The organism is Aromatoleum bremense, from assembly GCF_017894365.1.
GTDB classification, from domain to species: Bacteria; Pseudomonadota; Gammaproteobacteria; order Burkholderiales; family Rhodocyclaceae; genus Aromatoleum; species Aromatoleum bremense.
Genome location: NZ_CP059467.1, coordinates 2,564,350 through 2,591,160 on the forward strand (window position 1 = coordinate 2,564,350; position 26,811 = coordinate 2,591,160).

Here is a 26,811-nt window from a genome sequence, read left to right on the forward strand (position 1 = left end):
TGCAAGCCTGTGCCAGACACCCATGCCCATTCCCCTACCCATCCCCATACCCGATATCGCGCATCCCCGGCCCGGCCCGACAGCCGGCCATGTCTATCTCGTCGGCGCAGGGCCCGGCGACCCCGAGCTGCTGACCCTGCGCGGCGCGCGCCTTGTCGCCGGCGCCGACGCGGTCGTGTTCGACAACCTCGTCAGCCCGGCGATCGTCGACCTCGCCCCGGCCGGCGCCGAGCGCCATTACGTCGGCAAGAAGGCATCCGACCACACGCTGCCGCAGGAGGAAATCAACCGCCTCCTCGTGCGCCTCGCCCAGGCCGGCAAATGCGTGGTGCGACTGAAAGGCGGTGACCCGTTCATCTTCGGTCGCGGCGGCGAGGAGATGGAGGCGCTCCTCGAAGCCGGCATTACCGTCGAAGTCGTGCCGGGCGTCACCGCGGCGGCCGGCGTCGCGGCGTTTGCCGGCATCCCGCTGACGCATCGCGAACATGCGCGCTCGGTGGTCTTCACGACCGGCTTCCTGAAGGGTGGCGCGCTCGACCTCGACTGGCCGATGCTCGCCCGTCCCGGCCAGACGCTGGTGATCTACATGGGCATCTCGCGGCTCGCCGAGATCTGCCGCCAGCTCGTCGCGCACGGCCTGCCGCCCGCAACGCCCGCGTGCGTCGTCGAACGCGGCACGACGCAGGCGCAGCGGGTCGCGCCCGGCACGCTCGCGACGCTCGCGGAGGTCGTGCGCGAGGCCGACATCCGGCCGCCGGCGCTGACGATCGTCGGCGACGTGGTCAGCCTGTATCCGCGGCTCGCGTGGTTTTTGCCGGCTGCGCCGGACGACATTCCGCATCCCCCGCATGTCGGCTGCACGGCAGTCCATCCGGATAAATCGCGGCCGGGGTCGATTTCATGAAAATCGCGGACGAGTCGATCCTCAATCGGAAGACCGGCCGCGAAACATCCGGCAGCCGCCTGGACCGCGGCGCCTCCACTGCTTCCACAAAGGGAAATATCCATGAGCAGTTCGATGCAGGCAAAGCAGGACCAACCTTCGTTCAGCGACGACGAGCGTGCCGCCGTCTATCGCGCGATCTACACGCGGCGCGACGTGCGCGGCCAGTTCACGCCGGAACCGGTGCCGGATGCGGTGCTCGCGCGCATCCTCAATGCCGCGCACCACGCGCCGTCGGTGGGCTTCATGCAGCCGTGGGACTTCGTCGTCGTGCGTTCGCCGGAGGTCAAGCAGCGGGTGCATGACGCGTTCCGCACGGCCCACGCCGAGGCCGCGCTGATGTTCGAAGGCGACAAGCGGGACACCTATCGCAGCCTCAAGCTCGAAGGCATCCTCGAAGCGCCGGTCAACCTCTGCATCACCTGCGATCGCAGCCGCAACGGCCCGGTCGTCGTCGGCCGCACGCATATCAAGACGATGGACGTCTACAGTTCGGTGTGCGCGGTGCAGAACCTGTGGCTCGCCGCACGTGCCGAAGGTCTCGGCGTCGGCTGGGTCAGCATTTTCCACCAGAAGGCGCTGCGCGAGGTGCTCGGCATCCCGTCCGGCATCGTCCCGGTGGCCTATCTGTGCATCGGCCACGTGAGCCATTTTTACCAGAAGCCGGAGCTGGAATCCGCCGGCTGGCTGGCGCGCCAGCCGCTCGAAGCGTTGCTGCATTTCGACCGCTGGCAGGGGGCCGCGGACGATTCGGCTGCCGCGCTCGTGGAATCCGTTCGCGAAGCGCAGGCGGCCATCGGCGCCGCCAGCCGCTGATGCGGCGCGGGTGGCGATGACGGCGCACGCTGTCGAAACCGGAAGTGCCGGCTAACCAAAAGGTGGTATCCAGGCGGCGATGCTTATCGCGATCAGCGCGATCAGTTGAATCCTGACCCTTACGGGCCGCAAGGCGGCCTGTTAAAATTTCCCCAGCTGTAGTTCATCGGGCCCCAGACCCCCGCCCCGCTGTGCTTGCCATTCCACGCTTCGCGTGGCGCCGAGGCGGTTGATGTTCGCGCGGGTTCTGGCCGGAGCCGCGCGGAGCAGGTTGAAGAAAATTCGACGCTTGCCCTTGCATGCCGCACCGGATCGATGACATGACCCTCAGACGCACGTTCTTCATGCTGCTCGGCGCCTTCGCCGTGCTGTCGGCGATCGCCGGCCTGTGGCAGCTGGCCGACAGCCGCGACAAGGCGGCGGCCGCCGAATGGATCGACCTGACGGCGCGCCTGAGTGACGCTGCCCAGCGCGCCGGCGCCCAGCTGGCGATGGAGCGCGGCCTCACGGCGGTGATGCTGGCCCGCCCGGCCGATGCCGGCGGAAGGCTGCAGGTCGAGCTGCGGCAGCGGCGGGCCGCGGTCGACGCGCTTCACGCGCAGCTCACCGCGCTCGCCGACGAGCTTGCGCGGCGCGCGCCGGAGCACCCGATCGTCGCGGCGCTGGCGCGGGTGCGGCAGGACCGCAGCCAGATCGAGCGCCGGCGCACAGAGCTCGACGCGCAGCTGCAGGGCAGCGCCGGCGCACCCGACGCTGCCGGGCAGTGGGTGGCGCTGACGACCCGCGCGATCGAGAATCTGGAAGGCCTGATCACGGTCGGCATGCTGCCGCTGCGCGACAACCTCTACACCTACGCCTCGCTGCCCGTGATCAAGGACCTGCTGTTTACGCTGGCCGAACATCTCGGGCGCGAGCGCGCGCTGCTCGGCGTCGCGATCGCCCAGGGCGTGCCGCTCGGCGAAGCGGACCAGACCCTGCTGTGGACCCATCGCGTGGTGGCCACCCACGCCCGCCGCCGCATCGAGGTCATCGTCGAGCACCTGCCGGCGAGCCCCGCGCTGAGCCGGGCGCGCGAGGCGTTCGCGCAGGACCTGCTGCTGCACTATGAGGCGGTGCGCGCCGGCGTGTACCAGAACGGCGTCGAAGGGCTCGCGTATCCGCTGAGCGCGGAGCAGTGGTACCGCGAAGCGAGCCGCGGCATCGACGCTGTCACCGGGCTGGCAGACGCCATCGCGGCGCAGTCCGCGCGCGACATCGAGCGCCTGCGCCAGAGTGCGCGAAACACGCTGGGGCTGCTCGCGCTCATCGTCGTCATCCTGACCGCGCTGTTCGCGCTGGCCATGCGCACGCTGTGGCGGCGCGTGCTCGAACCGCTGAAAGTCCTCGAGGACGCCGCCCGGCGCATCTCGGACGGGGACCTGGCGCAGCCGCTGGCGGGCGGCCGCGACGACGAATTCGGCCACCTCGCGCGCACCTTCGAGCAGATGCGCCAGGCCCTGCTCGACGACATCGCCCGGCGCGAGGCCGACGCCCGCCTGCGCAGCGTACTGCTCGACCGCAGCGCCGCCGCCATCGCGCTTTTTTCCAGCGATCGCGAAATCCTCCACCTCAATGACCGTGCCCAGGCACTTTTCGCGAAATCGAATGAAAACCTCGTCGGCAGGAAGGTGAGCGAACTCGATCTGCACCTCAGCGAGGCCCACTATCAGGCCCTGGAGCAGCACTACGCCACCCTGCGGAACGAGGGGCAAGTCCGTTTCGAACACCCCTTGCGGGATGCTCGGGGACGGGTGCGCTGGTTCGACATGCAGGCCGCACTGAATGAGCCGGGCAATCCCGACAGCGATGTCGTATGGACCCTGATCGATATCACCGACCGCCGCGAAGCCGAAGCCGTGCTCGCCATCGAACGCCAGCGCATGAAAGTCCTGTTGCTGCGCTTCCCCGGTGGTGTGCTGCTGGAAGACGCCGCCGGCGTGGTGGTGACGGCGAACCAGTCCTTGTGCGACCTGCTCGCACTCGACGTCGCTGCACCGAGCCTGAAAGGCCTGACCCACGCCGAACTGTGCCGGCGGCTGGACGAAACCCGCGCCGGCTGGCTGCATCTGCCGGACCGCGGACACGGCAGAGAAAAACGCCGCATCATCGAAGTCAGCGACGGACCCGAGCGGACCCTCGCGATCGAATGGGTGCCCATCGTGGGTGGCACGGAGCCCATGGGCCGTGTCTGGTTTTTTCACGATATCAGTGAGCGCAAGCAGCGCGAGACCGAGCTGACGCGCCTCGCGACCACCGACACCCTCACCGCCCTGCCCAATCGGCGCAGCTTCATGGCTGGTCTCGAAGCGGCCGCTGCCGACGCCCGTCGCCATCCGGAACGCAGCGGCGGCGTGTTGCTGATGATGGACATCGACCACTTCAAGCGCATCAACGACACCTGGGGGCATCCGGTCGGCGATGTCGTGCTGCAACACGTTGCGCAGGTGATCCGCAGCAGTCTGCGCCAGGCCGACATCGCCGGGCGCCTGGGGGGCGAGGAGTTCGGCGCCGTGTTGTATGCAATCGACCTGAAGGATGGCGAGGCGCTGGCCGAGCGACTGCGCGCGACCCTGGCCGACACTCCGGCCCCGACGGCAGCCGGCAACATCGACGTGAGGATCAGCATCGGCGTCGCGCCGCTGACGGGCGATGACACCAGCCAGATCCTGAGTTATGCCGACAAGGCCTTGTACGCGGCAAAAGCCGCGGGGCGCAATCGGGTTTGGGTGTGGTCGACCAGTCACGAGAACAAGCTGGCCTCACCTGTCGTCTAACGTTTGTTGTTGCGGGAGTTGACGGCGTCATCCGAAGCATAGCCCTATAAAAGTGTGCACGACCATGAAAAGCGTATTGATCGTCGACGATGACAGAGTGATTCTGAATCTGCTCGCCGAAGGGCTGCGCAATCTTGATTATGTGGTTGCGACAGCCATCTGCGGGGAAGACGCGCAGCACCTGGCTGTAACGCAGACATTCGATCTTGCGATGCTCGACGTTCGCATGCCGGGCATGTCGGGGCTCGAGCTTGCCCGGTTGTTCCGGGCCCAGGGCGGTCCGCCCTTCGTGTTCCTGTCCGCCTTCGGTGACGAGGCCGTGGTGCACGAGGCGGCCGCGGCTGGCGCCCTGGGCTATCTCGTCAAGCCGGTCGATATACGCCAGATCGTGCCCCTGATCGAGTCGGCCAGCGCACGGGCACGGGAAATCCAACAGCTGCGCGACGCTGCCATTCACCTCGAAAAGGCATTGTCGAGCGAGCAGAAGACTCGCACTGCCGTCGGCGTCCTGATGCTGGACAAAGGGCTCGATCGCGAGGCGGCCTTCGAATTGTTGCGCTCTCAGGCCCGCTCGCAACGCCGCAGGATCGGCGAACTGTCCGAGGAGTTGATCGCCGCGGCCGAGGCCGGCAACCGTTCGAGGCGCAAGGCATGAAACCGCTCCTGCCGCCTCCTGCAACGCAAGCACCGCTCGGCATCGGTCCGCCTGCGCGGGGACATCCGTGCTCGGCAGCCTGAGCCGCGCGCGCCGTTTCGGCTTGGGGGCCGGGTTCGTCTTGCTGTTGCTCGGTGGTGGCATCCTTTTCCTGGAACTCGGGCAACTCGCCACGGAGCACGCCATCGCCGAGCGCCTCATCAGCCGCGACTGGAACAACATCGTGCTGACGAACCGGATGGCCGCCATGACGAATGCGCAGGGCCAGGACCTCTTCCTGCTGTTCCATGTCACCGATCAGCGCCCCGTCAGGGAGCGGATCTCTGAACGCGCGATGGCGATCGACAGGCTGCTCGAAGAACTCGAGGGACGGCTGGACGACGCGCGAGGCCGGGAGCTGCTTGCCGAAGTCGGCTCCCGGCACCGGCACTACTTGAGCTCGGTGGGGGAGGTGTCCGGCCTGCTCGCCGCCGGTCAGCACGAAGCCTCGTCCCGGCGCCTGGTCGGCGAAGCCGTTCCGGCCCTCGGCGTGCTGCAGGCTTCCGTCAGCACCCTGAACCAGTCGCAGGCCGCCATGCTGACGCAGGCCGGCCGGGCATCCCTGACCGTCTCGGAGAGCGCTCGCCGGATGTTGGGCATCGTGCTGTTGGCCTCCGCCGCCGTGATGGTGATTCTTTCAACATGGGTCATCCGTTCGGTGATACGTCCGCTCGACAAGGAACTGCAGGAAGCCCGGGCGATCGTCGAGCAGATCGCAGGGGGGCATCTGAATCAGGGGCCTGCCGCGCAGCGTGGGCAGACAGGCGGGCTGCTCGCCGCGATGTACGACATGCAGCGCACGCTCGGTGGCCAGATCCTGGCGAGGACCGAAGCCGAAAACGCCCTGCGCGAGAGTCAGCAGCGCTTCCAGGGACTGATCGAAACCTTGCGCGATCAGGTCTGGGAAGTCGATACCGCGTGGCGCTACACTTACCTCAGCCCGCAGGTCGAGGAAATCCTCGGCTACAAGGCAGAAGAGCTGCTCGGCGCAAGTTTTTTCGACCTGATGCCCCCCGACGAGGCGCTGCGGATGACCGGCATCATCGAGGCCATCGGCGCCCGCTGCGCGGCGATCGTGGCGCTGGAAGGCCAGCACCTGCACCGCAATGGCAACCGGGTGGTGCTGGAGCGCAGTGGCCGGCCGTTTTTCAACGAGTGCGGCCGGCTGCTCGGCTACCGTGGCCTCGACCGGGACATCACGCAACGCAAGGAGGCCGAGGCGACCCGCCTGGCCGAGGCGGGGCAGTTGCGCGATACGCTGGTGCGCGAGGTCCATCATCGGATCAAGAACAATCTTCAGACCGTGACGAGTCTGCTACGGCGTCAGGCCGAGGCGCATCCCGGAGCTGCGCCGGTCATCGATGCTGCTCTTGCGCAGGTTCAGGCGGTGGCCGTCGTGCATGGACTCTACGGCCGAGTCACGCAGCACCGTGTATTGCTCGATGAACTGCTGTCGACCCTCGCCAGCAACGTGCAGGAACTGAGCGGCGTATCCATCGCCCGAGATGTTCCCGCCCCACAACAGGGCAGGCTGCTCGTCCGGGAAAACGAAACCGTCGCCCTCGCGCTGATCCTCAACGAGTTGCTGACCAATGCCGTCAAGCATTCGACGGTGCAGCTGCCGGGCGCCGGACCGCACGTGGTCCTGAGCCAGGAGGGCCGGCAGGGATTCATCCGCATCCTCAATGCCGGCCGACTGCCATCGGATTTCGACTTCGCTGCGGCACGCGGCCTCGGCTCCGGCCTTGGTCTGGTGCGTGCGCTGATGCCGGCTTCCGGTATGTCCATCGATTTCCGTCAGGCAGGGCCACGGATCGAGGTCGAGGTTCGGGTCGGTCCGCCCGTGCTCGACACCAGCCCGCGCAGCCTGGCATATGCGTGATATATGATCTTTACGGCTTGCAAGGTCGCCTGTTACAGTTTCCCAGCTGTAGTTCATCGGGCCCCAGACCCCCGCCCCGCTGTGCTTGCCATTCCACGCTTCGCGTGGCGCCGAGGCGGTTGATGTTCGCGCGGGTTCTGGCCGGAGCCGCGCGGAGCAGGTTGAAGAAAATTCGACGCTTGCCCTTGCATGCCGCACCGGATCGATGACATGACCCTCAGACGCACGTTCTTCATGCTGCTCGGCGCCTTCGCCGTGCTGTCGGCGATCGCCGGCCTGTGGCAGCTGGCCGACAGCCGCGACAAGGCGGCGGCCGCCGAATGGATCGACCTGACGGCGCGCCTGAGTGACGCTGCCCAGCGCGCCGGCGCCCAGCTGGCGATGGAGCGCGGCCTCACGGCGGTGATGCTGGCCCGCCCGGCCGATGCCGGCGGAAGGCTGCAGGTCGAGCTGCGGCAGCGGCGGGCCGCGGTCGACGACGCTCACGCGCAGCTCACCGCGCTCGCCGACGAGCTTGCGCGGCGCGCGCCGCAGCACCCGATCGTCGCGGCGCTGGCGCGGGTGCGGCAGGACCGCAGCCAGATCGAGCGCCGGCGCACAGAGCTCGACGCGCAGCTGCAAGGCAGCGCCGGCGCGCCCGACGCTGCCGAACCCTGGGTGGCCCTGACGACCCGCGCGATCGGGAACCTCGAAAGCCTGATCGCGGTCGGCATGTTGCCGCTGCGCGACAACCTCTACACCTATGCCTCGCTGCCCGTGATCAAGGATCTGCTGTTCACGCTGGCCGAACATCTCGGGCGCGAGCGCGCGCTGCTCGGCGTCGCCATCGCACACGGGGCGCCGCTCGGCGAAGCGGACCAGAGCCTGCTCGGGGCCTATCGCGCGGTGTCCACCCATGCCCGGCGCCGTGCCGAGGCCATCGTCGAACACCTGCCGGCGAGCCCCGCGCTGGGGCGGGCGCGGGAGGGGTTCAGGCAGGAGCTGCTGCACTATGAGGCGGTGCGCGCCGGCGTGTACCAGAACGGCGTCGAAGGGCTCGCGTATCCGCTGAGCGCGGAGCAGTGGTACCGCGAAGCGAGCCGCGGCATCGACGCCGCCACCGGGCTGGCAGATGCCATCGCGGCGCAGTCCGCGCGCGACATCGAGCGCCTGCGCCAGAGTGCGCGAAACACGCTGGGGCTGCTCGCGCTCATCGTCGTCATCCTGACCGCGCTGTTCGCGCTGGCCGTGCGCACGCTGTGGCGGCGCGTGCTCGAACCGCTGAAAACCCTCGAGGTCGCCGTCCGGCGCATCTCGGGCGGGGACCTCGCGCAGCCGCTGGCGGCCGGCCGCGACGACGAATTCGGCCACCTCGCACGCGCTTTCGAGCAGATGCGCCAGGCCCTGCTCGACGACATCCGCCAGCGCGATGCCGACGCCCGCGAGCTGCGCAAGCTCAACACCGTCGTCGAGCGCAGCGCGAGCGCCGTGACCGTCACCGACGAGCAGGGCATCATCAGATACACCAATCCGCGCTTCTCTGCGCTGACGGGCTACTCGAACAGCGAAGCACTGGGGCGCAAGGCGGGATTCTGGCGCTCCGGGTTGAACTCCCCTGAGCAGTACCGGGACATGTGGGAGACGATCCGCAAAGGCCGGGTCTGGGAGGGCGAGCTCATCAACCGGTGCAAGGATGGCAACCTGTACTGGGCAGCAGTCCACGTCAGTCCGGTCGCCGACGACAACGGCGCGCTGACGAATTTCATCGGCGTGCAGCATGACGTCAGCGAGCACAGGGAACTCAAGAATCGGCTCGCCTTTCTCGCCAGCTACGATGAACTCACCGAATTGCCAAACCAGAACCTGCTGCGGGAACGGTTTGCGCAAGCCGCCGCGCAAGCACGCAATGACGGTTCGTGGATCGCGCTGGTATCGCTGGGGCTCGGCCGCTTCAAGCAGATCAACGACAGCCTGGGCCGCAAGGCGGGCGATGATCTGCTCAGGATCGTTGCCCGCCGCCTGCGCCAGTGCATTCGTGAGCAGGACGCCGTCTCGCGCCAGGAGGGCACCGAATTCATCCTGATGCTCACCGGGCTCGGGCAGGCGCGTGAAGTGCAGGCCCTGCTCGAGCGCATCATCGACATCGTCCGCACGCCGGCCGTGGTCAAGGGCGAAAAGCTGCAGCCGTCGGCGGCAGCGGGCGTGAGTCTGTTGTCGGACGACGGCGACACCTTCGAAGCGCTGCTGCACAAGGCGACGATCGCGCTGCACCATGCCGAAGCGCAGGGTCTGAAGTATTGCGTGTTCAGCGAAGAGCTCGACCGCGAAACCCGCGAGCGCATGTCGATGGAAAGCGCGCTGCGCCTTTCCCTCGCCGCCAACGCGCTGGAGCTCCACTACCAGCCCAAGGTCGATCTGGCGACGGGGCGCGTCGTCGCCGTCGAAGCTCTCGCGCGCTGGCGCCACCCGGTCAGCCGCGAATACATCTCGCCGGCCCGCTTCATCCCGATCGCGGAGGAAAGCGGCCTGATCCAGCAGCTCGGCGCCTGGGCGCTGGGCGAGGCTTGTCGTCAGAACAAGGCCTGGCAGGACGCCGGCCTGCCGGTCATCATCGTCGCCGTCAATCTGTCCGCCGCCCAGCTGCATCAGCCCGATCTGGTCGAAATCGTTGCCGATGTGCTGGCCCGCAGCGAGCTGGACCCCGCCCTGCTCGAACTGGAACTCACCGAAAGCGCACTGATGGAGGACCCCCGTCAAGCCAATCTCACGCTAACCCGCCTCAAGCAGCTCGGCCTTCAGCTGGCTATCGACGATTTCGGTACCGGCTACTCCAGTCTGAGTTATCTGTGCGAATTCCCCATCGATCAGCTCAAGATCGACCGGAGCTTTGTCATGGATCTACTCATCAAACCCGCAGCAGCAGCGATTTCAAGCTCCGTGATTACCCTCGCCCACAGGATGGGGCTGAAGGTCGTTGCCGAAGGAGTCGAAACTGCAGAGCAGCTCACCTTCCTGGAGCGCCACCATTGCGACGAAATGCAGGGTTACTATTTCAGCAAGCCCCTGCCGGCGGACGAGCTTGCCGCATTGTTGCGCAGCGGCCGCCGTCTCGCCAGTCCGGCTCAGGCGAGCGGGTGCACAGTGCTGTCGTAGCGGTCAACCAGAAGGCGGATGGGGATCCCGGCTCCGCGCGCTGTCCGATGCGCCCAAACGCCAGGGATTGAACGGTACAATCGAGCTCCGCCGCACCCTCCGCAGCGCCGATACTGGCGTTCGCGTGTTCCGTGTGCACGTCCCCGTCGATGATCCACAAGGGCTTTGCTCAAGACTGGTGCCATTGGTGTCCGCCCCCGCCCCCGACCCCGATCTCGATGACCATCCGGTCGACCGTTTTTGCCCTGATGCGGTCGCACGACTTGCCGGGGACGGTGGACGATGAGCAGCGTCGTGCGCCGCGTCCCGCCGATGCATGCGCTGGCCGCTTTCGAAGCCGCGGCGCGGCTCGGCGGTTTCGCGCCGGCGGCCGACGAGCTGTGCGTGACGCCGAGCGCCGTCAGCCACCGCATCCGCCAGCTCGAAGCGATGCTCGGCACGCCGTTGTTCGAACGCACGCCGGCCGGGGTGCGCCCGACTACGGTGGGGCGGCTGTATCTCGAGAGCGTGCGCGAGGCATTCGACAAGCTCGCGCAGGCGGGCGCCGTGCTGCAGCCCGAGCGCGAACGGCTGCGCGTGTCGCTGCCACCGACTTTCGCGCGGCAATTGCTGATGGCGCGCCTGCCCGAATACCTGCGCTCACACCCGGAAGTCGAAGTCGAGATGCATCTGTCGATCCCGCTGCAGGACGTCACGGCCGAGACCGCGGACGTCGAGGTGCGCTGGGGGCGTGGCGATTATCCGGAGCGCACCGTGTGCAAGCTGTTCGACGACGTCGTCATGCCGCTCGCCGCGCCGTCGTGGGTGGCGGCGCGCGCGCTGCGCGGCATCGCCGATCTCGGCCGCGCCGAACTGCTGCGCTCGCCCCTGCTGCCGTGGCGGCCGTGTTTCGCCGCGGCCGGGCTCGACTGGCCGGAGCCCGAGCGCGGCGCCGTGTTCAACGATCTGGGCATGCTGTTCGAGGTCGCCGCGGCAGGCCTCGGCGCCGCCGTCGGCACCCGCAGGCTGTCGGCAGCGTGGGTCGACACCGGCCGGCTGGTGCCGCTGTTCGGCGTGACCGCGCCGGCGCCCTTCACGTATTACGCCGTGGCGACGCCGGCGCAGCACAAGCGGGCGGTGGTGCGGGATTTCATCGCCTGGCTCGCCGGCATCTTTGCATAAACCTGTCCGACGATGAACTTCCTTGCGCATGCCTATCTGTCCGGTGATTCGCCGGCGGACCGGCTCGGCGGCCTGATTGGCGACTTCGTCAAGGGGCCGTTGCCCGCCGGCCTGCCGCCGGATGTCGCCGCCGGGGTACGGCTGCATCGGCAGATCGACGTCTTCGCCGACGCGCAGCCGGCTTTCATCCGCAGCCGCTCGCGCGTGTCACCGGGGCGGCGCCGCGTCGGCGGCGTGATTGTCGACATGTTTTACGACCACTTCCTCGCCCGCCACTGGGACGAGTTCCACGACATTCCGCTCGAGGACTTCGCTGCGCAGATGTACCGGCTAATGGACGAGCATGCCGCGCTGCTGCCGCCGCGTCTGCTTGATATCCTGCCGTGCATGCGCGAAGCGGACTGGCTCACGTCGTATCGATCTGCGCCTGCGACAGCGCAGGCGCAGATCGGATCGCGCTGCGCCTGCGGCGCGCAAACACGCTTGCGGGCAGCGGCGCCGAACTGCAGTCGGACTATGCCGGCTTCGAGGCGGATTTCTTCGAGTTCATCGCGGACGCGCAGCGCTACGCTGAAAGCTGCCGCGCGCAGCGGTAACAGGTGCCTCACTGTTTTGTCCCGCCGCTCGCGGCGAAAACCGCTCCGTCGAGCAGCGCGGAAAACCGCTATCGTGTGCCTGCTTTCGCCGAGGATTGCAGCGCTTCCGACGCCGGCGACAGCCGCCGCTCCTCGGGTTTTCCCCTGTCGGGCTCGGCCGCCTGCAAACCGCCTTCGACTTGCAGGCGGCCGTCGACATGCAGCGTCTGCGTCGGGAACGCGAACTCGATATCGCGCTCGGCGAAGGCGCGCACGAGGTGCAGGTTGATGCCCTGCTGGACGTCCATATAGACGAGGAAATCGGCCTTGAGGACGTAGTAGACCGCTTCGAAGTCGAGTGACGACGCGCCGAAGCCCTTGAAATGCGCGCGGTCGAAGCGCACCTCTTGCTGGGCCTCGATTGCCTGACGGATCAGGCCTGGAATGACTTCGAGCCGGTCGGCCGGCGTGTCGTAGGTGACGCCGATCGGGAACGCGATGCGCCGCTCCTGCATGCGCTTGTAGTTGCGGATGCGGCTCTTCAGCAGATCGTTGTTCGAGAAGATGATCTGCTCGCCGCTGAGACTGCGTACGCGGGTCGTCTTGAGGCCGACGTGCTCGACGGTGCCCATGAGATCGTCGACGATGATGAAGTCGCCGATCACGAAAGGCTGGTCGACCGCGATCGACAGCGACGCGAAGAGGTCGCCGAGGATGTTCTGCACCGCGAGCGCGACCGCGATGCCGCCGATGCCGAGGCTCGCGATCAGTGCGGTGACGTCGAGCCCGAGATTGTCGAGGATCAGCAGCAGCACCAGCGCCCACAGTACGACGCGGCCGATGAACGTGAGCAGCGAGCGCGTCATCGCGCGCGCGCCTGGGTCGCCCGGCTCGGTAACGCTGAAACGGCGCCGCAGCCAGAGATCGAAGCCGCGGTTCGCCCAGAAGCCCGCCTGCAGCAGGAGCAGGCTGACGAAGAGGCGGTTGACGACGGTCGTGAGCGCTTCGGGCAGCGTCAGGAAGCGCGTCGCGACATAGAGGCCGATCGCGGCGCCGAGCAGGATCCGGGTCACCGAAAGGAGTTCGACGAGGAAATCGTCGATGCCATTGTCAGTTGTAGGCGCGACCGCGGTCAGGCGCGCGAGCAGCACCCGGCGCACCGTGTGCAGGACCAGCATGCTGCCGATGACGGCGAGCAGCGCGTAGCTCCAGTCCTGGAGCGTGTTGTCGTTGATCAGTTCGCGGAACATGATTACTCGTCGGGAGGGGCGGGAAGGTGTTCGTGCCGGTCCGGCGTCTGCATTTCGCCGGGGGAAGCCGCTCGCTGGGGTCGATGATTTTCAGCGTCGGTGAGCGAAGGCGATGCGGCCCTGCTGGAAGGCTCCGCTCGCGTCGGGGCCGCGGGGGCGCAAGGTCTCGGCTATGCGGCCAACCGCGGAAGCGTCGACTTCCTTGGTGTCGAAACGGATTTCTCCGGCGATTCCACACATCGATTCGTCTCCTCAGGCTGTTCGAGGGACGAAAGAGTGTATGTTGAAAAGTAGTTTTGGCCAAATATATAGGCCGGTGTGCACGAGGCAACTGAATCCACCAGGCTTAGCTCGGGGAAAAAACATCCGGTCAAGCGGCAAGGCGCATTTTGGCGCAAAAACAACATTTCCTCACAATTGGCAATCCCGCGCTGTGCCGCGCTTTGGGCCCGAAATCGGGTGGAACAGGCCCCGATCTTGCACCGCGCGCGTTGACAGAAAACCTTCCTGTAAATACATTGCAACCGTTGTTGCGTTGCAGCAGCTGGCAGCAACATTCTGATTCGATTGATCTGGTTAGGTGCGGCGCCGGGATTTCCCTTCCCACATGGCGCAGACAAGCATGGCCGCGCGCACCGCGGGGGCACGTCGTCAAGTTGCGTCGGCTTGCCTGAACGACCACTGAAGACCGAGTACCTCGATAGCCTGTCGCGACATTCCGTCCGCGGCCGGTTCCCAGCCCGACGCAATACCCGGGGCTCCGTTACGCCGATTTTCGGCCCACGGCGGGACATCGATGTGCCTGATCACAGCACGGAGGAACCATGGTCCACGCAACTCCTAGCGACGGGCGCAAGCGCACTACTGCCAACGTCGTTGTTCATTTTGCCCAGGCTTCGCTGGTGGCGGCGGGGATGCTCGCAGCAGGATGGCTCGGCAGCGCCTATCTGAAGCATGAGCCCGTCACGTTTGTCGACATCGGCGTGTTGCCTGGCAATGAAGCGGCAGTCGAGGTCGCTGCCGTCGTTCTGCCAACTCCCGCGATGCTGCCGGCCCAGCGCAACGCGATCGCCGAGGGGGTACTTTCATCCGAGATGAGGCGGGTACGGGACTACGTCGCGAGGCGCTACAAAGTGCCGACGACGATGCTCGAGCCGGTGCTTGTAGCCGCGGAGCATCACGGGCGGACCTCCGGCATCGATCCCCTGCTGATCGTCGCGATGGTGGCGATTGAGTCGAGCTTCAATCCGGTTGCGGTGAGCAGCATGGGCGCGCAGGGCCTGATGCAGGTGATCCCGCGCTTTCACATGGACAAGATCGGCGACGTCGACCGAAAAAATCCGCTTTTCGATCCGCAGTTGAACGTGCGCGTCGGAACGCAGGTGCTCGCCGAAGGCTTGCGCCGTTTCGGCAGCCTGCAGGCTGCGCTGCAGTACTACGGCGGCGCGCGCAGCGATCCGCAGGCGCGATACGCCAACAAGGTGCTGGCGATGAAGCGGCGTCTCGTCGTCGCAGCCGGCCGGGGTACGGGCACCGACGTCTGACGCCTGGCGGCACGCCTCGCGGCGGCACGGATTTTCCTTGCGCGGGGATACGCGGAATTCAGGCGGCTGAAAATCGGGATAGGGGCGGTCAGGAGTCCTGACCGTTCCCCTCCCACACCACCCGGCATGCGGGTCCGCACCGGGCGGTTCGAGCAGTTGAGGTTATGAGAGCCGCGGCACGCCGAGCCGGTCGAAGTAGGCGATGGGGATTGCTCGGTTCAGCGCCATGCGGCTGTTTCGCCATGTCAGTTGCTCCACCGCGCTGCACGCGTCCCACGACGCATGAAACGGGCGTTAAATAGCGGCACACGTCAAGAACGTGCCCGGGCGCAAGACCGACGTCAATGACGCGACGTGGCTGGCCGACCTGCTGGCCCATGGCCTGATCCGCACGAGCTTCGTGCCGCCCGTGGCGGTGCAGGAACTGCGTTCGCTCACCCGCACCCGCAAACAGTTCGTGCGCGAGCGCAGTGCGCACATCCAGCGCATCGAGAAAGTGCTCGAAGACGCCAATCTCAAACTCGGCGTCGTGCTCAGCGACATACTCGGCCAGAGCGGGCGCGCGGTGCTGCAGGCCATCATCGCGGGGCAGAACGATCCCCACCGCCTGCTCGCGTGCGTGAGCACGCGCGTGAAGGCGACTCGCACCGAGCTGCTCGAAGCCCTGCGCGGCCACGTCAGCCCGCACCACCGTTTCATGCTCAAGCTGCACCTCACGCACATCGATGCGCTCGATCACGCCATTGCCGCCATCGAGAAGGAGGTCGGCCAGGGGCTCGAACCCTTTCGACAGGCGGCCGCGCTGCTGAGCACGATGCCGGGTTTGAGCGCGGTCAGCGCCCACGTGGTGGTGGCCGAAATCGGCATCGACATGTCGCGCTTCGCCACGCCCGGCCATTTGCTGTCCTGGGCCTGCCTGTGCCCGCGTAACGACGAGAGCGCCGGCAAACGCCGCAGCACCCGGTTGCGTCGCGGTGCCAACTGGCTCAAGACCACGCTGGTACAAGCGGCCTGGGCCGCCATCAAGGTCAAGGGCAGCTACCTGCAGGCGCAGTTCCATCGCCTGCGCGCTCGCCGCGGTGCCAAGAAGGCCATCATCGGCGTGGTCGCCTCGATGCTCACCGCCGCCTGGCACATGCTGCGAGACGGCACCGAATGGCAGGACCTGGGCGCCGCACACTTCGATCGTGCCGATGCTCACAAGACCGCCAACCGACTGATCCGAAGGCTTCAACAGATCGGTTATGCCGCGAGCGTCGTGCCCGTTTAAAAGACTGGGTTTCATCCTAGGAATCAAGGACAAAGTCGCGATCGTCACCGGCGGTGCAGGCGGCATCGGTTCGGCAATCTGCCGCCGCTTCGGCGAAGAAGGCGCGAAAGTCGCAGTGTTCGATATCAACCGCGAAGCGGCCGAAACGGTCGCTGCGGATATCCGTGCGAAAGGTGGTAACGCCCAGGCGTTCGCGGTCGATCTGACGAACCAGGATTCGGTGATCACCGCGGTGACGGCCGCCGAGCAGGCGCTCGGCCCGACCGACGTGCTGGTCAATAACGCTGGCTGGGACAAGATCGTCGCGATCAACCTGTACGGCGCGCTGTACATGCACCACGCCGTCGCCAAGGGCATGGTCGAGCGCGGCTCGGGCCGCCTCGTCAACATCGCGTCCGACGCCGGCCGCGGCGGCTCCTCGGGCGAGGCGGTGTATTCGTTCTGCAAGGGCGGTCTGATCGCGTTCTCGAAGACGATGGCGCGCGAACTTGCCCGCCAGCAGATCAGCGTCAACGTCGTGTGCCCCGGCCCGACCGACGCGCCGCTGCTCGACGACATCTGCGGCGAAGGCGAGCGCGGCGAGAAGCTGCGCACCGCCTTCACGCGCGCGGTGCCGTTCGGGCGCCTCGGCCAACCCGACGACCTGCCCGGCGCGATTCTGTTCCTGTCGAGCGACGACGCGTCCTTCATCACCGGCCAGGTGCTGAGCGTGTCGGGCGGCCTGATGATGGCCGGCTGAGCGCGGACTCGCGATCCCCAATCGAACATTCAGAGGAAATCAAAATGGAATACCAGGACATTCTGTACACGAAGGAAGACGGCATCGCGACGATTACGATCGACCGGCCCGCGCAGTACAACGCGTTCCGCGCGCAGACCTGCGAGGAGATGATCCACGCGCTGAAGGACGCGGACTACGACCGCCAGATCGGCGTCGTCGTGCTGACTGGCGCCGGCGACAAGGCGTTCTGCACCGGTGGCGACCAGGGCACGCAGGACGGCGGCTACGGCGGTCGCGGCGTCATCGGCCTGCCGATCGAGGAAGTGCAGAGCGCGATCCGCGACATCGCGAAGCCGGTGATCGCGCGCGTGAACGGTTTCGCGATCGGCGGCGGCAACGTGCTCGTGACGATCTGCGATCTGGCGATCGCTTCCGACCGCGCTCAACTCGGCCAGGCCGGCCCGCGCGTCGGCTCGGTCGACCCCGGCTTCGGCACCGCGCTGCTCGCGCGCGTCGTCGGCGAGAAGAAGGCGCGCGAGATCTGGTATCTGTGCCGCCGCTACACTGCGCAGGAAGCGCTCGCGATGGGCCTCGTCAACGCCGTCGTGCCGCACGACCAGCTCGACGCCGAAGTGAAGAAGTGGTGCGACGAGATCGTCGAGAAGAGCCCGACCGCGATCGCGCTGGCGAAGAAGTCGTTCAACGTCGACACCGAGATGATCCGCGGCATGGGTGGCCTCGCGATGCATGCGCTGAAGCTGTACTACGAGACGGCCGAATCGGCCGAAGGCGGCAACGCGTTCCGCGAGAAGAGGAAGCCGGAGTTCCGCAAGCACGTCAAGTAAGCCTTGTCTTGGCGCAGGCGCCGCCGTCCCTGTTGGTCACGATCGCCGGCGGCGGCGTCTCGCAGCACCACCCTGAAAACCACAACGCACCATCACGACCGGAGAGGGAACAGGACATGATCCGCGATCAGGAGACTCTGAACATTCTGCTCGACACGATCTCGCGCTTCGTGCGCGAGCGCCTCGTGCCACAGGAAGCCCACGTCGCCGAAACCGACCAGATTCCGCAGGAACTCGTCGACGAGATGAAGGAACTCGGCCTCTTCGGCCTGTCGATTCCCGAGGAGTACGGCGGCATGGGGCTGACGATGGAAGAAGAAGTCCTCGCGACCTTCGAGATCGGCAAGACTTCGCCGTGCTTCCGTTCGCTGTTCGCGACCAACAACGGCATCGGCGCGCAGGGCATCGTCATCGACGGCACGCTCGAGCAAAAAAGCCATTACCTGCCGAAGCTCGCGTCCGGCGAGATCATCGGCTCGTTCGCGCTGACCGAGCCGGACAGCGGCTCGGACGCCGCCAGCCTGCGCACCAGCGCGCGCCGCGACGGCGACTGCTACGTGCTCAACGGCACCAAGCGCTACATCACGAATGCACCGGAAGCGGGCATCTTCACGGTGATGGCGCGCACGACACCGGACTCGCGCGGCGCGCACGGCATCTCGGCCTTCATCGTCGAGCAGGGCACGCCGGGGCTCGCGCTCGGGCCGATCGACAGGAAGATGGGCCAGAAGGGTGCGCACATCTGCGACGTGATCTTCGAGGACTGCCGCGTGCCGGCCGCGAACCTGATCGGCGGGCGCGAGGAAGTGGGCTTCAAGACCGCGATGAAGGTGCTCGACAAGGGCCGCATCAATATCGCCGCAGTGTGCGTCGGCGTCGCGGAACGCATGCTCGACGATGCGCTGCGCTACGCGATGGAACGCAAGCAGTTCGGCAAGCCGATCGCCGAGTTCCAGCTGATCCAGGCGATGCTCGCCGACAGCAAGGCCGAGATCTATGCCGCGCGCAGCATGGTGATCGACGCCGCACGGCGCCGCGACGACGGGCTCGACGTCGGCACCGAGGCCGCGTGCGCGAAACTCTTCGCATCGGAGATGTGCGGCCGTGTCGCCGATCGTGCGGTGCAGATCTTCGGCGGCGCCGGGTATCTGGCCGAATACGGCATCGAGCGCTTCTACCGCGACGTGCGCCTGTTCCGCATCTTCGAAGGCACGACGCAGATCCAGCAGCTCGTGATCGCCCGCAACATGATCCGCGCGCAGGCGGGCTGACGAAACCCCGACTGAAATCGCGGCCGCCGATGTGGCGTTCGTCGTCGACGACGAGTCGGTCCGGTATTCCCTGAACTGGTTGCTCAGTTCGATTGCACTCGATGTGAAAATGTACGACTCGGCGCAAGCATTTCTCGACGCCGATATTTCCTGTTCCTTCCCGCCCTGGCAAGCAAGGCTTTCGGAGTTGGAGTTCAACTCCACTCCGACTATTTCAGCCATCCTCGCGGGGTCATTTTCCCTTCAAGTCGCGATAGAAGTTCTCGTGCGGCCCAACAGCTTCGAGATAGACCAGGCGCACCTGGTCAGCGACGGTATAGCCGAGAAGGTAGAGCTGGCCCTGGCTGCGGAACTTCACGACCCGCAAGTCCGCGAGGTCGCCCTTCTTGCGTTCCCCGCTGTTCGGGTCGGCGGCCACCCCTGCCACGGCTTGGTCGACGTCGGCCGCGATGTTGTCGTGGAGCTTCTTGTACTGGCGACCAAACCGGCGTGTCTGGACGACTCCGTAATCACTCACTGCTGCCGGCTTCGTGGCACGAACGGGGTGGCGTCCTCACGGGGCTCCGCCATCGAGACCAAGGCCTCGGCGACAAAGCTGACCGGCAAGTCGGGGTTGTCCAGGGCAGCCCGGCCAACCTTCGCCCAGAACTCAATCTGGCCGGCAATGGTGCGATGCTCGGCGGCGGCATCAACCTTCGCCTGGTTGTAGAGGGTCTGGTCAATTCGAATCGAGGTGGTGGCGGACATGGCAGGCTGTTACTACAATTGTGGCAAATCAATCGTAGCTTAGGCCTGCCCCCATGTCGAGCTGGTTACCGTCACGAGCGCTGTTTCTGCTCGCTCAGCGGGACGATTTCCGGCATCACGATGCGCTTGCGGTCGGCCTCGACCGCCGCGAGCGCGTCGGTCTCGACCATCGTCGCGAGGCAGCGGCGGGTGAGGTTCTGGTAGATGCCGGTGCCCTGGACCTTCCACGCCATCTCCTGTTCGGTCAGCGGGCGGACGACTTTCGCCGGCGTGCCGGCGACGAGGGTGGCCGGCGGCACCTGCATGCCGGCCTTGACGAAGCTGCACGCGGCGACGAACGCGTTCTCGCCGACGACCGCGTTGTCCATGACGACGGCGTTCATGCCGACGAGCGCGTTGCGGCCGATCGTGCAGCAGTGCAGCACCGCGCCGTGGCCGATGTGGCCGTTCTCGTTGATCACCGTGTCGTGGTCCGGAAAGCTGTGGATGACGCAGGTGTCCTGCACGTTGACGCCGGCCATCAGGATCAGCCGGCCGAAGTCGCCGCGCAGGCTCGCGCACGGGCCGACGTAGCAGCCGGGGCCGACGATGACGTCGCCGATCAGCACCGCGGTGGGATGGACGTAGGCGCTCGGGTCGACGACCGGCACGACGCCGTCGATGGCATAGACGCGGGGCGGTTTCATGATGTCTCCTTGCTGCCCGCGCTCGTGCGGGCGAAATGGGTCGGGGTGGCGCGGCGGCTTCACGACACGCGCCGCGGGCCGCGCCGGTTCGCGCTCACATGTTCGGGTAGGTCGGCCCTTCGCCGCCCTGCGGCACGACCCACGTGATGTTCTGCGTCGGGTCCTTGATGTCGCAGGTCTTGCAGTGCAGGCAGTTCTGCGCATTGATCTGCAGGCGCGCGCTGTTGGCAGATGAGGCGCCCGCGTCGCGCACGATCTCGTAGACGCCGGCCGGGCAGTAGCGTTGCTCCGGCGCGTCGAACTGCGCGAGATTCACGTCGATCGGCACTGCCGCATCGCCGAGCGTCAGGTGGCAGGGCTGGTCTTCCTCGTGGTTCGTGTTCGAGATGAACACCGACGACAAGCGGTCGAACGTCAGCACGCCGTCGGGCTTCGGATAGGCGATCGGCGCACTTTCGGCCGCGGGCCGCAGCTTGTCGTGGTCGGCGCTGTTCTTCAGCGTCCACGGCGCGCGCCCGCGCAGCACGATCTGGTCGATGCCGAACATCAATGAGCCGGTCTTCAGGCCCTTGCTCATCCACGGCTTGAAGTTGCGCGCCTTGTGCAGTTCCTCGTACAGCCAGCTGGCGCGGAACGCTTCGGGGTAGGTGGCGAGCTCGTCGTGTGCGCGGCCCGCGGCGAGCGCGGCGAAACAGGCTTCCGCGGCGAGCGAGCCGGACTTGATCGCACAGTGCGAACCCTTGATGCGGCTCGCGTTGAGGAAGCCCGCGTCGTCGCCGATCAGCGCGCCGCCCGGGAACACCAGCTTCGGCATCGACTGCAGGCCGCCGGCCGCGATCGCGCGCGCACCGTAGGCGACGCGCCGCGCGCCGGCGAAGAAGTCCTTCAGCAGCGGGTGGGTCTTGAGCCGCTGCATCTCGTCGAACGGCGACAGGTGCGGGTTGCGGTAGCCGAGGCCGACGACGAAGCCGACCGACACCAGGTTGTCTTCCATGTGGTACAGGAAGCCGCCGCCGTAGGTGTCCGGCTCGAGCGGCCAGCCGCCGGTGTGGATCACGAGGCCCTGGCGGTGCCGTTCGGGCTTGAGTTCCCACAGCTCCTTGATGCCGATGCCGTAGGTCTGCGGATCACAGTCGCGGCGCAGGTCGAACTTCGCCTCGAGCTGCTTGCCGAGGTGGCCGCGGCAGCCTTCGGCGAACAGCGTGTATTTCGCCTGCAGCTCCATGCCCGGCTGGAAGTTCGGACCTTCCGAGCCGTCCTTCAGGCGCCCCATGTCGCCGGTCGCGACGCCTGTCACGCGGTCTTCGGCGTCGTACAGGATTTCGGCCCCGGCGAAGCCGGCATAGACGTCGACGCCCAGCGCTTCGGCCTGCGTCGCGAGCCAGCGGCACACGTTGCCAAGGCTGACGATGTAATTGCCGTGGTTCTGGAAACAGTCGGGCAGCAGCGCGTTCGGCAGCTGCCGGCCGCCAGTGTCACTGAGCAGCAGGAAGCGGTCTTCGGTGACCGCGGCTTTCAGCGGCGCGCCGAGCGCCTGCCAGTCGGGGAAGAGCTCGGCGAGCGCGCGCGGGTCCATCACCGCGCCCGACAGGATGTGCGCGCCGACTTCCGAGCCCTTCTCGATGACGCAGATCGACAGCTCGCTGCCGGCATCCGCGGCGAGCTGCTTCAGGCGGATCGCCGCAGACAGCCCGGCCGGGCCGCCGCCGACGATCACGACGTCGAATTCCATTGCTTCACGACTCATCTTTTCATCTCCACAGGCTGCATTTCGTTGCGTTCCGCCGCTGCGAGCGCGGCGGAACGACTCAATTCCGGGTGGCTTCAGGCGCGGCCGAGATCGGCTTCCACCTTGCGCACGAGCTCGACGAGACGCGGGCCGACCTCGTCGATGAGCCGCTCGCGCGACAGCAGGAAAGCCGGGCCGCCGCAGTTGAATGCCATCGCGCGCTCGCCGTCGACGCCGGTCATCGGCACGCCGACCGCGTGTACGTCCTTCTGCCAGTCGCCGGCGGACACGACGAAACCGCGCTCGTGGTAGTCGCGCAGCGCCTGCTCGATGCCGGCTTTGACGCGCGGCCAGTTTTCCTCGTCGCGCAGGCGGATGTGATCCATCAGGTAGTCGCGCTCGCCCTGCGGCAGGCCGCACAGCAGCGCGCGCCCGACCGCGGAGGTCGCGAGCGGGATGCGCGAGCCGACGTCCAGGCGCAGCGTGACGTTCGCGCTGCTGCGGCAGCTCTCGATATAGACGACGCTCAGGCGGTCGCGCGCGCCGATCGACACCGACACCTGCGCGTACTCGGACAGCTCTTCCATGTACGGCCGCGCGACCTTGCGCACGTCGAGGTTCGACAGCAGCGCGTAGCCGAGTGCGAGCACACCGGCGGCGAGACGGTAGGTGCCGCGGCTCTCGGAAAAACCGAGGTAGCCGAGCTTGGTCAGCGTGTGGGTGAGCCTTGATACGGTCGGTTTCGGCAGACCGGTGCGGCGCGCCAGTTCGGCGTTGCTCAGTTCGGTATCGCCGGGGCGGAAGCAGCGCAGCAACTCAAGGCCGCGCGCGAGCGCGTTGACGAACTGGCGGTCCTTGCTTTCCTCGTCGTCGGCAAATACCTGGATGTCGTCATCCATAAGAAAAGTCCCAGGGTTCCGCGTAGCGGTTTTCAGTTTCGTTTTCGCCGGCATGGTGGCACGGCGAATTCGCACGTGTCAATTCAAATGCGGCACCATGATTCGCACAGCGAAACAGATAGCTGACGCGGCCAATATCCTCCTTCGCCGCAGTATTTACAGAGGGAGGTAAAGATCGTATCGTTCATTTTATCGCGTTGTGCAAACTCACCGTTCGCAGAGCGAAACAAAAGGGAAAGCCATGGACGAAGTCCTCATCGAGCGCCCGGGGCCGGGCATCGTGCTGCTGCGCCTGAACCGGCCCGACGCCCGCAATGCGCTGAACCAGGAAGTCCGGCAGCAGCTCGCCACGCATTTCACCGCGTTCGGGCAGGATCCGGACGTGCGCTGCATCGTGCTCACCGGCGGCGACAAGTTCTTTGCGGCGGGGGCCGACATTCGCGCGATGGCCGATGCCGGGGCGATCGACATGATGCTGCGCCATACCCATCGGCTGTGGCAGGCGATCGCGAGCTGCCCCAAGCCGGTGATCGCCGCGGTCACCGGCTACGCATGGGGCGGCGGCTGCGAGCTCGCGATGCACGCCGACATCATCGTCGCCGGCGAATCCGCGTCGTTCTGCCAGCCGGAAGTGAAGGTCGGCATCATGCCGGGTGCCGGCGGCACGCAGCGTCTCACCCGCGCGGTCGGCAAGTTCAAGGCGATGAAGATGGTCCTCACTGGCCAGCCGGTCAGTGCGCGCGACGCGCTGGAGATGGGCCTGGCGAGCGAAGTCGTCGCGGACGCGGACGTACAGGCGCATGCTCTCGAGCTTGCCGCGCAGATCGCCGCGCTGCCGCCGCTGGCGATCGCGCAGATCAAGGAAGTGCTGATCGCGGGCCAGGACGCCTCGCTCGAGACGGCGCTGATGCTCGAGCGCAAGGCATTCCAATTGCTGTTCGCGAGCCGGGACCAGAAGGAAGGCATGCAGGCCTTTCTCGAGAAACGGAAAGCCAACTTTGAAGGAAGGTGAATCATGCTCGATGCGACACGCCAGAACCTGACTCTCGGAGTCGTCGGCACCGGCCTGATGGGCCGCGGTATCGCGCAGATCGCGGTGCAGGGCGGCGTGCAGGTGCGGCTTTTCGACAGCCGCCCGCGCGCCGCGGCCGAAGCGTGCGACGCGGTCGCGCAGATGCTCGCGAAGCTCGCCGAGAAGGGCAAGCTCAGCGCCGATGACGCGCAGGCCGCGGTGGCGCGGCTGCACATCGCCGATACGCTGCAGGATCTCGCCGACTGCGAGATCGTGATCGAGGCAATCGTCGAGGATCTCGACGCCAAGCGCCAGCTGTTCCGCGACCTCGAAACGATCGTCCCCGACGCGTGTCTGCTCGCGACGAACACGTCGTCGCTGTCGGTGACATCGATCGCCGCCGGCTGCCGCGTACCCGAACGCGTCGCCGGCTTCCATTTCTTCAGCCCCGTGCCGCTGATGAAGATCGTCGAAGTCATCGACGGCGCCTTGACCGCGCCGTGGGCCGGCGAGGCGCTGACGGTGCTCGCGCGCCGCATGGGCCACACCCCGGTGCGCGCGAAGGACACGCCGGGATTCATCGTCAATCACGCCGGGCGCGGCTATCTGACCGAAGCGCTGCGCGTCCTCGGCGAAGGCATCGCCGAAGTCCCGGCGGTCGATGCGATCCTGCGCGATGCGGCGGGTTTTCGCATGGGGCCGTGCGAACTCCTCGACCTCACCGGGCTCGATGTTTCGCATCCGGTCATGGAGTCGATCTACGCGCAGTACTACCAGGAGCCGCGTTTCCGTCCGTCGCCGCTGACGCGCACGCGCCTCGCCGCAGGGCTGCTCGGGCGCAAGAGCGGGCGCGGCTTCTATACGTATACGAACGGCCAGGCCGAGCCGGTCGCGACGCCGGCGGTGCCCGCCCTGACGCAGACGCCGATCTGGGTCAGCCCGAGCGATCCGGTGCGGCACGCCCGCGTGCTGACGCTGCTCGCCGGGCGCGGCATCCCGATCGATTACGGCGAGCGGCCGGGCGACAGCTCGGTGTGCCTCGTGCTGCCGGTCGGCTTTGATACCACGACGACCGCGCTCGCCGAAGGGCTCGACCCGTCGCGCACGCTCGCGCTCGATCCGCTGTTTCTCGACGGCCACCTGACGCTGATGACGAACCCGCTGACGACGTCCGCGGCGCGCGACGCCGCGTGGGCCGCGCTCGCAGGCGAAGACACCGTGGTTTCGGTGATCCACGACAGCCCGGGCTTCGTCGCGCAGCGCGTCGTCGCGATGATCGTCAATATCGGCTGCGACATCGCCCAGCAGCGCATCGCCACCCCCGACGACATCGACTGCGCAGTCCGGCTCGGCCTCGGCTACCCGAAAGGCCCGCTCGCGATGGGCGACGCACTCGGCGCCGCCACGGTGCTGACGATCCTCGAGCGGCTCCACGATTTCTACCACGACCCGCGCTACCGCCCGAGTCCGTGGCTGATCCGGCGCGCGCGTCTTGGCGTGTCGCTGCTGACTCCCGAAAACTGAACCTGCTCTCCCTACAAGGACTATTGATGCTCGACGCTTACATTTACGCTGGTCTGCGCTCCCCGATCGGCCGCCACGCCGGCAAGCTCGCCGCGGTTCGCCCCGACGACCTCGTCGCGACCGTGATCCGCGAAGTGCTCGCCCGCTCGCCGTTCCAGGGCGCCGACGTTGAGGACGTGATCCTCGGCTGCGCTGCCCAGGCCGGGGAGGATTCGCGCAACGTCGCACGCCATGCGGCGCTGCTCGCCGGCCTGCCGACCACGGTTGCCGGCCAGACGATCAACCGCCTGTGCGGCAGCGGCCTCGCCGCCGTGCTTGACAGCGCGCGCGCGGTGACCTGCGGCGAAGGCGATCTCTACCTCGCCGGCGGCGTCGAAAGCATGAGCCGCGCGCCTTTCGTCGTCGCGAAGGCCGAATCCGCGTACAGCCGCGATTTCAAGGTGTTCGACACGACGATCGGGGCGCGCTTCCCGAATCCGCGCCTCGTCGAGCAGTACGGCAACGACAGCATGCCGGAGACCGGCGACAACGTCGCCGCCGAGTTCGGCATCACGCGAGACGCAGCGGATCGCTTCGCCGCCGCGTCGCAGGCGAAATACGCTGCAGCGAAAGAAGCCGGCTTCTATGCCGGCGAGATCCTTCCGATCTCGGTGCCGACCGGGCGCAAGACACCGCCGCTGGTCGTCGCCGAGGACGAGCATCCGCGGCCCGAATCGACGTACGACGCGCTCGCGAAACTGAAGCCGCTGTTCGCCGACGGCGTCGTCACCGCCGGCAACGCGTCGGGCATCAACGACGGCGCGGCCGCGCTGATCGTCGGGAGCCGCGCAGTCGGCGAGCGGGCGGGCGCGGCGCCGATGGCGCGCATCCTCGGCGGCGCGGTCGCCGGCGTCGAGCCTCGCATCATGGGCGTCGGACCGGCCTACGCGATCCCGAAGGCGCTCGCGCGCGCCGGGCTGACGCTCAAGGACATGGACGTCATCGAGATCAACGAGGCGTTCGCGCCGCAGGTGCTCGGCTGCCTGAAGCTGCTCGACGTCGCGTTCGACGATCCGCGCGTCAATCCGAACGGCGGCGCGATCGCGATCGGCCATCCGCTCGGCGCGTCCGGCGCGCGGATCGCGCTGTCGGCCGCGCGCGAACTCGAGCGCCGCGGCGGGCGTTACGCAGTCGTCAGCCTGTGCATCGGCGTCGGCCACGGCATTGCGCTGGTCATCGAACGCGTTCCGGCGTGATCGCCGCAGGATGCCGGGGGCCCGCGCCCCGGCATCCTGCTAAACTCGGGCGAATTCATCCA

At 67.1% G+C, this 26,811-nt stretch carries 22 protein-coding genes and 2 pseudogenes; 17 read left to right on the forward strand and 7 right to left on the reverse strand.

Annotated features, from left to right (window positions below; translation table 11 throughout):
• Positions 1-22: 22 nt before the first annotated feature.
• The 9 genes and pseudogenes from cobA to pbN1_RS20960 all read left to right on the forward strand — a co-directional run bounded on the left by cobA (position 23) and on the right by pbN1_RS20960 (position 12,037).
• The gene (gene cobA / locus pbN1_RS12125; protein WP_211161449.1) at positions 23-904 is read left to right on the forward strand and encodes a uroporphyrinogen-III C-methyltransferase; all 882 of its coding nucleotides are present in this window, start codon (positions 23-25) and stop codon (positions 902-904) included.
• Between the two features lie 102 nt (positions 905-1,006).
• Positions 1,007-1,759 (forward strand): 5,6-dimethylbenzimidazole synthase, encoded by a 753-nt coding sequence (gene bluB / locus pbN1_RS12130; protein ID WP_169202525.1) that lies wholly within the window; start codon positions 1,007-1,009, stop codon positions 1,757-1,759.
• A gap of 320 nt (positions 1,760-2,079) precedes the next feature.
• Positions 2,080-4,572 carry a sensor domain-containing diguanylate cyclase gene (locus pbN1_RS12135; RefSeq protein WP_169202526.1) on the forward strand — a complete coding sequence of 831 codons (2,493 nt, stop codon included), beginning with the start codon at positions 2,080-2,082 and terminating at the stop codon, positions 4,570-4,572.
• Between the two features lie 64 nt (positions 4,573-4,636).
• Positions 4,637-5,227: an ANTAR domain-containing response regulator gene (locus tag pbN1_RS12140; RefSeq protein WP_210147481.1), complete on the forward strand. Its 591-nt coding sequence runs from the start codon at positions 4,637-4,639 to the stop codon at positions 5,225-5,227.
• A 67-nt stretch (positions 5,228-5,294) separates the two neighbouring features.
• Positions 5,295-7,148 (forward strand): PAS domain S-box protein, encoded by a 1,854-nt coding sequence (locus tag pbN1_RS12145; RefSeq protein WP_169202528.1) that lies wholly within the window; start codon positions 5,295-5,297, stop codon positions 7,146-7,148.
• 210 nt (positions 7,149-7,358) lie between these two features.
• Positions 7,359-10,280 carry an EAL domain-containing protein gene (locus pbN1_RS12150; protein WP_169202529.1) on the forward strand — a complete coding sequence of 974 codons (2,922 nt, stop codon included), beginning with the start codon at positions 7,359-7,361 and terminating at the stop codon, positions 10,278-10,280.
• A 282-nt stretch (positions 10,281-10,562) separates the two neighbouring features.
• Positions 10,563-11,441, forward strand: a complete 879-nt coding sequence (locus pbN1_RS12155) for a LysR substrate-binding domain-containing protein (protein ID WP_169202530.1) — start codon at positions 10,563-10,565, stop codon at positions 11,439-11,441.
• 12 nt (positions 11,442-11,453) lie between these two features.
• Positions 11,454-11,825: pseudogene (locus tag pbN1_RS21155) on the forward strand (acyl carrier protein phosphodiesterase); the annotation flags it as partial.
• Positions 11,825-12,037, forward strand: a complete 213-nt coding sequence (locus tag pbN1_RS20960; RefSeq protein ID WP_280516152.1) for an acyl carrier protein phosphodiesterase — start codon at positions 11,825-11,827, stop codon at positions 12,035-12,037. The pseudogene pbN1_RS21155 and the gene pbN1_RS20960, both read left to right, overlap by 1 nt.
• A gap of 68 nt (positions 12,038-12,105) precedes the next feature.
• Here pbN1_RS20960 and pbN1_RS12165 read toward each other — a convergent pair whose 3' ends face one another.
• Together pbN1_RS12165 and pbN1_RS12170 are read right to left on the reverse strand one after the other, a co-directional pair.
• Positions 12,106-13,266 carry a mechanosensitive ion channel family protein gene (locus pbN1_RS12165; protein ID WP_169202531.1) on the reverse strand — a complete coding sequence of 387 codons (1,161 nt, stop codon included), beginning with the start codon at positions 13,264-13,266 and terminating at the stop codon, positions 12,106-12,108.
• A 90-nt stretch (positions 13,267-13,356) separates the two neighbouring features.
• A complete protein-coding gene (locus pbN1_RS12170) occupies positions 13,357-13,506 on the reverse strand; it encodes a hypothetical protein (protein WP_169202513.1) in 150 nt (49 codons plus the stop codon).
• 584 nt (positions 13,507-14,090) lie between these two features.
• Between pbN1_RS12170 and pbN1_RS12175 the strand changes: the two genes are divergently transcribed.
• The 5 genes and pseudogenes from pbN1_RS12175 to pbN1_RS12195 all read left to right on the forward strand — a co-directional run bounded on the left by pbN1_RS12175 (position 14,091) and on the right by pbN1_RS12195 (position 18,917).
• On the forward strand, positions 14,091-14,810 hold the full coding sequence (locus pbN1_RS12175) for a transglycosylase SLT domain-containing protein (RefSeq protein WP_169202532.1): 720 nt from the start codon (positions 14,091-14,093) through the stop codon (positions 14,808-14,810).
• Between the two features lie 301 nt (positions 14,811-15,111).
• Positions 15,112-16,080 (forward strand): annotated as a pseudogene (locus pbN1_RS12180) (IS110-like element ISAzo28 family transposase); the annotation flags it as partial.
• A complete protein-coding gene (badH, locus tag pbN1_RS12185) occupies positions 16,055-16,819 on the forward strand; it encodes a 2-hydroxycyclohexanecarboxyl-CoA dehydrogenase (RefSeq protein WP_211161450.1) in 765 nt (254 codons plus the stop codon). The pseudogene pbN1_RS12180 and the gene badH, both read left to right, overlap by 26 nt.
• 44 nt (positions 16,820-16,863) lie before the next feature.
• A complete protein-coding gene (gene badI, locus pbN1_RS12190; protein WP_169202533.1) occupies positions 16,864-17,646 on the forward strand; it encodes a 2-ketocyclohexanecarboxyl-CoA hydrolase in 783 nt (260 codons plus the stop codon).
• 116 nt (positions 17,647-17,762) lie between these two features.
• Entirely contained in the window at positions 17,763-18,917 is a 1,155-nt protein-coding gene (locus pbN1_RS12195; RefSeq protein WP_169202534.1) for an acyl-CoA dehydrogenase family protein, read from the forward strand.
• 232 nt (positions 18,918-19,149) lie between these two features.
• On the opposite strand, the gene pbN1_RS12200 is transcribed toward pbN1_RS12195, so the two are convergent.
• The 5 genes from pbN1_RS12200 to pbN1_RS12220 all read right to left on the reverse strand — a co-directional run bounded on the left by pbN1_RS12200 (position 19,150) and on the right by pbN1_RS12220 (position 22,978).
• Positions 19,150-19,434 carry a type II toxin-antitoxin system RelE/ParE family toxin gene (locus pbN1_RS12200; RefSeq protein WP_169202535.1) on the reverse strand — a complete coding sequence of 95 codons (285 nt, stop codon included), beginning with the start codon at positions 19,432-19,434 and terminating at the stop codon, positions 19,150-19,152.
• The gene (locus pbN1_RS12205) at positions 19,431-19,664 is read right to left on the reverse strand and encodes a ParD-like family protein (protein ID WP_169202536.1); all 234 of its coding nucleotides are present in this window, start codon (positions 19,662-19,664) and stop codon (positions 19,431-19,433) included. The genes pbN1_RS12200 and pbN1_RS12205 overlap by 4 nt, the downstream gene beginning before the upstream one ends.
• Positions 19,665-19,735: 71 nt before the next feature.
• Complete coding sequence (locus pbN1_RS12210; RefSeq protein ID WP_210147482.1) at positions 19,736-20,350, reverse strand: phenylacetic acid degradation protein PaaY; 615 nt, start codon at positions 20,348-20,350, stop codon at positions 19,736-19,738.
• 94 nt (positions 20,351-20,444) lie between these two features.
• Positions 20,445-22,097 (reverse strand): electron transfer flavoprotein-ubiquinone oxidoreductase, encoded by a 1,653-nt coding sequence (locus pbN1_RS12215; RefSeq protein ID WP_169202537.1) that lies wholly within the window; start codon positions 22,095-22,097, stop codon positions 20,445-20,447.
• A 77-nt stretch (positions 22,098-22,174) separates the two neighbouring features.
• Positions 22,175-22,978 (reverse strand): IclR family transcriptional regulator, encoded by an 804-nt coding sequence (locus pbN1_RS12220; RefSeq protein ID WP_169202538.1) that lies wholly within the window; start codon positions 22,976-22,978, stop codon positions 22,175-22,177.
• A gap of 241 nt (positions 22,979-23,219) precedes the next feature.
• Between pbN1_RS12220 and pbN1_RS12225 the strand changes: the two genes are divergently transcribed.
• Genes pbN1_RS12225 through pbN1_RS12235 form a run of 3 tightly spaced genes read left to right on the forward strand, consistent with a single transcriptional unit; the run spans position 23,220 to position 26,749 of the window.
• Positions 23,220-23,990, forward strand: a complete 771-nt coding sequence (locus tag pbN1_RS12225; RefSeq protein ID WP_169202539.1) for an enoyl-CoA hydratase — start codon at positions 23,220-23,222, stop codon at positions 23,988-23,990.
• Positions 23,991-23,993: 3 nt separating this feature from the next.
• On the forward strand, positions 23,994-25,514 hold the full coding sequence (locus tag pbN1_RS12230; RefSeq protein ID WP_169202540.1) for a 3-hydroxyacyl-CoA dehydrogenase: 1,521 nt from the start codon (positions 23,994-23,996) through the stop codon (positions 25,512-25,514).
• 26 nt (positions 25,515-25,540) lie between these two features.
• On the forward strand, positions 25,541-26,749 hold the full coding sequence (locus pbN1_RS12235; protein ID WP_169202541.1) for a 3-oxoadipyl-CoA thiolase: 1,209 nt from the start codon (positions 25,541-25,543) through the stop codon (positions 26,747-26,749).
• The last annotated feature ends 62 nt before the right edge of the window (positions 26,750-26,811 follow it).

Excerpts from the sequence above, each read along its gene's own strand:
- cobA (WP_211161449.1), top strand. The coding sequence starts at position 23 with ATGCCCATTCCCCTACCCATCCCCATACCCGATATCGCGCATCCCCGG.
- bluB (WP_169202525.1), top strand. The coding sequence starts at position 1,007 with ATGAGCAGTTCGATGCAGGCAAAGCAGGACCAACCTTCGTTCAGCGAC.
- pbN1_RS12135 (WP_169202526.1), top strand. The coding sequence starts at position 2,080 with ATGACCCTCAGACGCACGTTCTTCATGCTGCTCGGCGCCTTCGCCGTG.
- pbN1_RS12140 (WP_210147481.1), top strand. The coding sequence starts at position 4,637 with ATGAAAAGCGTATTGATCGTCGACGATGACAGAGTGATTCTGAATCTG.
- pbN1_RS12150 (WP_169202529.1), top strand. The coding sequence starts at position 7,359 with ATGACCCTCAGACGCACGTTCTTCATGCTGCTCGGCGCCTTCGCCGTG.
- pbN1_RS12155 (WP_169202530.1), top strand. The coding sequence starts at position 10,563 with ATGAGCAGCGTCGTGCGCCGCGTCCCGCCGATGCATGCGCTGGCCGCT.
- pbN1_RS12165 (WP_169202531.1), bottom strand. The coding sequence starts at position 13,266 with ATGTTCCGCGAACTGATCAACGACAACACGCTCCAGGACTGGAGCTAC.
- pbN1_RS12170 (WP_169202513.1), bottom strand. The coding sequence starts at position 13,506 with ATGTGTGGAATCGCCGGAGAAATCCGTTTCGACACCAAGGAAGTCGAC.
- pbN1_RS12175 (WP_169202532.1), top strand. The coding sequence starts at position 14,091 with ATGGTCCACGCAACTCCTAGCGACGGGCGCAAGCGCACTACTGCCAAC.
- badH (WP_211161450.1), top strand. The coding sequence starts at position 16,055 with ATGCCGCGAGCGTCGTGCCCGTTTAAAAGACTGGGTTTCATCCTAGGA.
- badI (WP_169202533.1), top strand. The coding sequence starts at position 16,864 with ATGGAATACCAGGACATTCTGTACACGAAGGAAGACGGCATCGCGACG.
- pbN1_RS12195 (WP_169202534.1), top strand. The coding sequence starts at position 17,763 with ATGATCCGCGATCAGGAGACTCTGAACATTCTGCTCGACACGATCTCG.
- pbN1_RS12205 (WP_169202536.1), bottom strand. The coding sequence starts at position 19,664 with ATGTCCGCCACCACCTCGATTCGAATTGACCAGACCCTCTACAACCAG.
- pbN1_RS12210 (WP_210147482.1), bottom strand. The coding sequence starts at position 20,350 with ATGAAACCGCCCCGCGTCTATGCCATCGACGGCGTCGTGCCGGTCGTC.
- pbN1_RS12215 (WP_169202537.1), bottom strand. The coding sequence starts at position 22,097 with ATGAGTCGTGAAGCAATGGAATTCGACGTCGTGATCGTCGGCGGCGGC.
- pbN1_RS12220 (WP_169202538.1), bottom strand. The coding sequence starts at position 22,978 with ATGGATGACGACATCCAGGTATTTGCCGACGACGAGGAAAGCAAGGAC.
- pbN1_RS12225 (WP_169202539.1), top strand. The coding sequence starts at position 23,220 with ATGGACGAAGTCCTCATCGAGCGCCCGGGGCCGGGCATCGTGCTGCTG.
- pbN1_RS12230 (WP_169202540.1), top strand. The coding sequence starts at position 23,994 with ATGCTCGATGCGACACGCCAGAACCTGACTCTCGGAGTCGTCGGCACC.
- pbN1_RS12235 (WP_169202541.1), top strand. The coding sequence starts at position 25,541 with ATGCTCGACGCTTACATTTACGCTGGTCTGCGCTCCCCGATCGGCCGC.